This window comes from Sphingobacterium sp. T2 (assembly GCF_000814685.1).
In the GTDB taxonomy this organism is placed as follows: domain Bacteria; phylum Bacteroidota; class Bacteroidia; order Sphingobacteriales; family Sphingobacteriaceae; genus Sphingobacterium; species Sphingobacterium thermophilum.
This window is the reverse complement of the sequence record NZ_JXAC01000142.1, coordinates 1-5382: the sequence shown is the minus strand read 5'-3', so window position 1 is coordinate 5382 and position 5382 is coordinate 1. Positions and strand designations below refer to the sequence as shown.

Sequence of the window (5382 nt, the reverse complement as noted above, 5' to 3'; positions counted from 1 at the left end):
GAATTTTGGGTACTAAAATCAGAGTTGTTTTATTTAAAGAAATATAGGTCAATACTGGAATTAACTAAGGATATTATAGAATATATTAAATATTACAACAACAAAAGGATAAGAACTAATTTAAATGGAATGAGCCCGGTAGAATACCGAGCTCATCATATCAAAAATATTGCATAAATTCGTCCAACTTTTTGGGGGCAGTCCAAAATGGAGGCTTTCGTTTTATTACTGCTATTTCTTAAAAAGTAGAAGTATCTTCTTCACCACAGCCAACACTGCCACAGCCAACAGCCCAATACCAAAAGCAATAACCATTTCTTTCAGCGTGCTATTCCACGATGGGAGCAAATGATGGAAGAAATCTATATTATGTACAAAGATGCCACCGGATACCATCAACAGGGCTATGGTTCCTACGACCGAAAAGAATTTGATAATAGCCGGGAGGGATATGACAAGTAATCGCCCTATAGCAGCAAACACTCCTTTGTTGCGGGAACCTTTAATCAACCTAAAGCCCGCATCATCCATCCTTACAATTAAGGCCACCAGCCCATAAACACCTACAGTAGCTAACACAGCCACCACAGAAACAGTAATAATCTGTATGGTGAGCGGCTGATTCAAAACTGTACCCAACGCAATGATGACTATTTCGATGGATAAGATAAAATCCGTTGTGATAGCCGACTTGATTTTTTTCTGTTCAGCTGCTGCATCTTCTTCATTAACCTTTGCAGGCTCTTCCTGTATTTCCTTCTTCTTCCGATGGAACAAAAATTCAATAATCTTTTCAGCACCCTCATATGCCAAATACAAACCTCCCATAACCAGAATAAATTTGATAGCTATAGGGGAAAAAAATGTTTAAAAGAATAGCTATGGGAATGATGATAAGCTTATTTAGAAAAGAACCCTTCGTGATAGCCCATAACACGGGAAGCTCACGGGAGGACAGAAAGCCGGTAGCTTTTTCCGCATTGACTGCCAGATCGTCTCCCAAAATTCCTGCGGTCTTCTTTGTTGCCAACTTGCTTGCTACCGCTACATCGTCCATCAATGCGGCGATGTCGTCCAATACTGCAAAAATACCTGATGCCATAATATCTTATAGATAACCCTAAAATAGAAATTTCAGGAAATAAATCCGCTCACTTGCGCAAACATTTAAGATGTTTTGATGGTTTTTAACTAAAAACTATTTATTATGTCATTTCACAAATTCAAAGATTTACACCAAGAAGATGGCTTACTCATACTAGGAAACGTATGGGATGCCCAATCAGCAAAAATTGCGGAAGAGGCAGGTTTCAAAGCTCTAGGAACCTCCAGTCATGCCATTGCCAACGCTATGGGCTATGAAGACGGTCAAAACATCACCGTGGAGGAAATACTTTTTGTCGTGGAAAGAATAATAAAGAAAGTAAACATTCCCGTTTCGGTAGACTTTGAGGCCGGCTATTCGGATAATCCGCAAGTGGTTGCCCAAAACGTAAAGCGTCTAAGCGATATCGGTGTTGTAGGTATAAACCTCGAAGACGGCATAGTCCTTAATGGTAAACGACAACTTGCTGACGCTCTGCAGCATGCCGAAAAAATCAAGGCTATCAAAGAAATCGTCAAAGATATATTCATAAATGCCCGAACAGACACCTATACTACCAAGGCAGAAAATACTTTGGAAGAAACAATAAAAAGGGCAAAGCTTTATGCCGAAGCCGGAGCGGATGGGCTTTTTGTTCCCCTCATAGAAAAAAAGGAAGATATCAAGCATGTGACGACATCCATCGCCCTGCCATTAAATGTTTTCCTTACCTCTAACCTCCCCGACCTAGACATGCTGCAACAGCTAGGTGTCAAACGACTAAGTCACGGCGCAAAAATCTTCGAATGGCTTACACAGAAAAATGAAGAAGCCTTTAAAAAGTTTATCCAAAAACCAATTCTTCCCGAATAATCACTCAAGCTGTGTAATCACAGCTTGAGAATTTACTCATAACCATTCTAAACTATCAATCAACAAGTTAATACCCCGTCTTTGTTAACAAAAAGTAAATCCTGAAGATCTATTATCACAGGAAAGTAAAAGTGATTTTAGAGACTTTAGAATGTTGATAAGATGTGTTTACTTTGCATCACAATTTTTGAACATTAAAACAAAAGAGTCAAAAATTGAGTAAAGACATTTTATCAATGAAAAATACGCTACGTACGTTTTCTTTGTTCTTGTTGAGCATATTATTTTCGCTACATGTCGTAGCCCAAAATATAACAATACGAGGAAAGGTTACGGACAAACAGACCAAGGAAGCTATAGAGTTTGCTACAGTGGCTGTGGTAGGTACACCTCATGCAACCAAAACAGATGAAAACGGTAATTTCCAACTGACTATCCCGAATAGAAACGTTAAAGTACGCGTAAGTTATGTGGGATATATCACGCAGGATCTTAATCTTGCTTCCAGCAAAAGCCTTTACGAAGTGGAATTGGCCTCCGACAACCAGATCGAAGAGGTTTTTGTCAAACGTCCTAAAAGAGTTAAATATTCGAACAAGAACAATCCCGCTGTGGAGCTGATTCGTAAAGTCATTGCTCACCGCGACCAAAACCGTCTAAGTGGTCAAGAGTTTGTGGAATTTGAACAGTATGAAAAGCTGTCTTTGGGATTGAGCAATCTTTCTCAAAAGTTTGTAGAAAAGAAAGCCTTCAAGAAATACCAATTCCTTTTCAAAAAGGAATCCGACACCACCTCTACCTATATGCTTCCTGCATATATGGAAGAAAAGGTTTCTAAAGTCTACTACCGCAGTACACCTAAAAAAACAAAAAAATAATATTATCGCTCAGCAGAAGGCTCAATTTGACCCTAAATTTGTGGATAGCGAAGGTCTTACCAACTACTTCAACAAGCTGTATGACAAGGTGGATATCTATGACAACAATATTACCTTGCTTACCAATCAATTTTTGAGTCCTATTGCTAATGCCGCGCCGGCATTCTACCGTTATTATATCACAGATACAATTAAGACCGGTACACCTTATTTGGTAGAGTTGAGCTTTTTTCCGCGCAATAAAAACGACTTTTTATTTCAAGGAAAACTTTATATCACATTGGACGGTCAATATGCGGTTCAGAGTGTCAAAATGAAGGTCAGCGAAGATATCAACCTTAACTTTGTACGTGACCTTAACATTGAACTGGATTTCGAGAAAGATAACCTCAACAAATATTATCTAAGTCGAAGTGCTTTAGGCATAGATTTCGGTCTTACCAGTAAAGGTAAAGGGGTAAAAGGAAATCGCGTGGTATATTACAAGGATTATGTAAATGGGAAAGCACGCCCAGACTCTATCTACGAAGGTGAGGAGGTAGAGCTAGCCATCAAGCCCGTCCCATGAAGAAACAAAAAATCCAGTTTTGGGCTTCCATACGTCAAGCTCCGCTAGATAGCTACGAAAACAATATCTATTACAATATTGACTCCCTACAGACTATGCGTTCCTTCAAACGCTTTATGGATATTGCGGCTTTGGTACTTTCGGGTTATAAACAAGCCGGTCCTGTGGAAATAGGTCCCGTAAACACCTTTTACAGTTACAATCCGGTAGAAGGGCTTCGCTTAAGAGTCGGCGGACGTACTACTGAACAGCTGAGCACCCGCTTCTATGCTGAAGGTTATACGGCTTATGGCATGGAAGATAAAAAATGGAAATATTTTATCAGCGGAGCTTATTCATTGAATAACAAATCCGTATTCAAATATCCGCAACATTTTATCCGAGCCTCCTACCAGCACGACACCAAAATCCCAGGGCAAAGTCTTCAGTTTATCCAAGAAGATAACGTGTTGCTATCCTTCAAGCGTGGGGAGAACAAAAGTTATTTGTACAATGATGTCTATAAACTGGAATATAAAGCGGAAATGAAAAACAACTTTTCGGTAGAAGCCGGAATCACACGCACCAGACAAAAACCGGGAGGCATCATACGCTACGAACTGATAGGGGAAAATGGGTCCTCCACTTTTGTTCCAGAAATCAACACTACCGAAATAAATCTGGGCTTCCGCTGGGCTCCTAAAGAACAGTTTTATCAAGGAAAATTGTACAGAACCCCTATTTACAACCAATATCCAATCTTTACTGTTAATTATACGGCCGGTATCAAAGGAATCTTGGGGGGTGAATACAACTATCATAATGTTTCAGCAAACATCTTCAAGAGAGTATATCTTTCACAATTCGGCTATGCCGATGTAAATATGGATGGAACATACATCTTCGGAAATAATATTCCTTATCCTTTGCTGACTCTTCATCGTGCTAACCAGACTTATGCTTATCAGCTGCTGTCTTACAACCTGATGAACTTCATGGAATTTATCTCCGACCATCACGCAGCTTTGAATATTCAATACTATATGAACGGTTTTCTGTTGAACAAAATGCCGTTAATCAAAAAGCTTCAACTACGTGAGGTCTTTAGTTTCAAAGGCGTTTACGGAGGATTACGCAACAGTAACAACCCTACATACAATACGAATGTCTTCGCTTGGCAAAGAAATACAGATAACGAAATTTCTTCTTTTACATTCGGTAACAAGCCGTATATGGAAGCCAGTGTAGGTCTTGCCAACATCTTCAAGGTGTTACGTGTAGATTATGTGAGAAGATTGAATTATCTTAATCACCCTAATGTTTCAGCCTCCGGAATAAGAGCCCGAATAAAAGTAGACTTCTAATTAATTTCCTTTTTGCCGATATACGAAATCCTTCCCTTTTTAACGGAAGGATTTTTTCTTTGTGGACGATCAACCTTTTTCGCAAAACGATTTATTTTGGCTATTTTTAAATATTATAAACCAAAACATTTCACTATGAAAAAAATACTTATAAGCTCCATAGTAACTTCCGCCGTTTATTTAGCTTCATGCCACAACAGCGCCATGAACAACAATGATAACGGCACCCCTACGGACACCCTCCCTCCTGTAGAAACCAACAAACCAAACACCGACTACAAACCCGCTTTCGAGGGACAAACACGCATCAACGGCGTAAAAACAAACACACCCTACGAAAGCAAGGTTATCACAAACAAGCTGAAGTCTCCTTGGGGAATAGCCGTACTACCGGACGGAAAACTTCTCATCACCGAAAAGGAAGGTACATTCCGCATTGTATACCCGGACGGACAGGTCAGCGAACCTATTACGGGAGCTCCGAAAGTGGATCCTAGCGGACAGGGTGGTCTCCTTGGTTTAACCTTAGACCCCGACTTCGCTTCCAATAGAATGGTATATTGGGCATTCTCAGAACCTGTAGAAGGAAGGTAATCGACACGGCTAGGTAGCAAAGTAAGCTGTCCGAAGATGAAA

The 5382-nt window shown here is 39.9% G+C and carries 8 protein-coding genes; 6 read left to right on the top strand and 2 right to left on the bottom strand.

Annotated features, from left to right (window positions below; genetic code table 11):
- A partial coding sequence (locus SD31_RS16120; RefSeq protein WP_156138304.1) for an IS3 family transposase occupies window positions 1-177 on the top strand: 177 nt, incomplete at its 5' end.
- 54 nt (window positions 178-231) lie between these two features.
- Here SD31_RS16120 and SD31_RS09760 read toward each other — a convergent pair.
- Together SD31_RS09760 and SD31_RS20240 are read right to left on the bottom strand one after the other, a co-directional pair.
- Complete coding sequence (locus SD31_RS09760) at window positions 232-828, bottom strand: DUF808 domain-containing protein (protein WP_262506616.1); 597 nt, start codon at window positions 826-828, stop codon at window positions 232-234.
- A complete protein-coding gene (locus tag SD31_RS20240; protein WP_262506615.1) occupies window positions 803-1102 on the bottom strand; it encodes a DUF808 domain-containing protein in 300 nt (99 codons plus the stop codon). The genes SD31_RS09760 and SD31_RS20240 overlap by 26 nt, the downstream gene beginning before the upstream one ends.
- 105 nt (window positions 1103-1207) lie before the next feature.
- On the opposite strand from SD31_RS20240, the gene SD31_RS09755 reads away from it, so the two are divergent.
- From SD31_RS09755 to SD31_RS09745, 5 genes are all read left to right on the top strand, one after another.
- Complete coding sequence (locus tag SD31_RS09755) at window positions 1208-1957, top strand: isocitrate lyase/phosphoenolpyruvate mutase family protein (RefSeq protein ID WP_039053989.1); 750 nt, start codon at window positions 1208-1210, stop codon at window positions 1955-1957.
- Between the two features lie 236 nt (window positions 1958-2193).
- Entirely contained in the window at window positions 2194-2835 is a 642-nt protein-coding gene (locus SD31_RS19045) for a carboxypeptidase-like regulatory domain-containing protein (RefSeq protein ID WP_231561414.1), read from the top strand.
- Window positions 2836-2875: 40 nt separating this feature from the next.
- A complete protein-coding gene (locus SD31_RS20235; protein WP_262506614.1) occupies window positions 2876-3403 on the top strand; it encodes a DUF5686 family protein in 528 nt (175 codons plus the stop codon).
- Window positions 3400-4746 (top strand): DUF5686 family protein, encoded by a 1347-nt coding sequence (locus SD31_RS09750; RefSeq protein ID WP_262506613.1) that lies wholly within the window; start codon window positions 3400-3402, stop codon window positions 4744-4746. Before SD31_RS20235 ends, SD31_RS09750 begins: the two co-directional genes overlap by 4 nt.
- A 135-nt stretch (window positions 4747-4881) precedes the next feature.
- Window positions 4882-5340 (top strand): PQQ-dependent sugar dehydrogenase, encoded by a 459-nt coding sequence (locus SD31_RS09745; protein ID WP_082021903.1) that lies wholly within the window; start codon window positions 4882-4884, stop codon window positions 5338-5340.
- The last annotated feature ends 42 nt before the right edge of the window (window positions 5341-5382 follow it).

Coding starts and splice junctions, on each gene's coding strand:
- SD31_RS09760 (WP_262506616.1), bottom strand. CDS start 828: ATGGGAGGTTTGTATTTGGCATATGAGGGTGCTGAAAAGATTATTGAA.
- SD31_RS20240 (WP_262506615.1), bottom strand. CDS start 1,102: ATGGCATCAGGTATTTTTGCAGTATTGGACGACATCGCCGCATTGATG.
- SD31_RS09755 (WP_039053989.1), top strand. CDS start 1,208: ATGTCATTTCACAAATTCAAAGATTTACACCAAGAAGATGGCTTACTC.
- SD31_RS19045 (WP_231561414.1), top strand. CDS start 2,194: ATGAAAAATACGCTACGTACGTTTTCTTTGTTCTTGTTGAGCATATTA.
- SD31_RS09750 (WP_262506613.1), top strand. CDS start 3,400: ATGAAGAAACAAAAAATCCAGTTTTGGGCTTCCATACGTCAAGCTCCG.
- SD31_RS09745 (WP_082021903.1), top strand. CDS start 4,882: ATGAAAAAAATACTTATAAGCTCCATAGTAACTTCCGCCGTTTATTTA.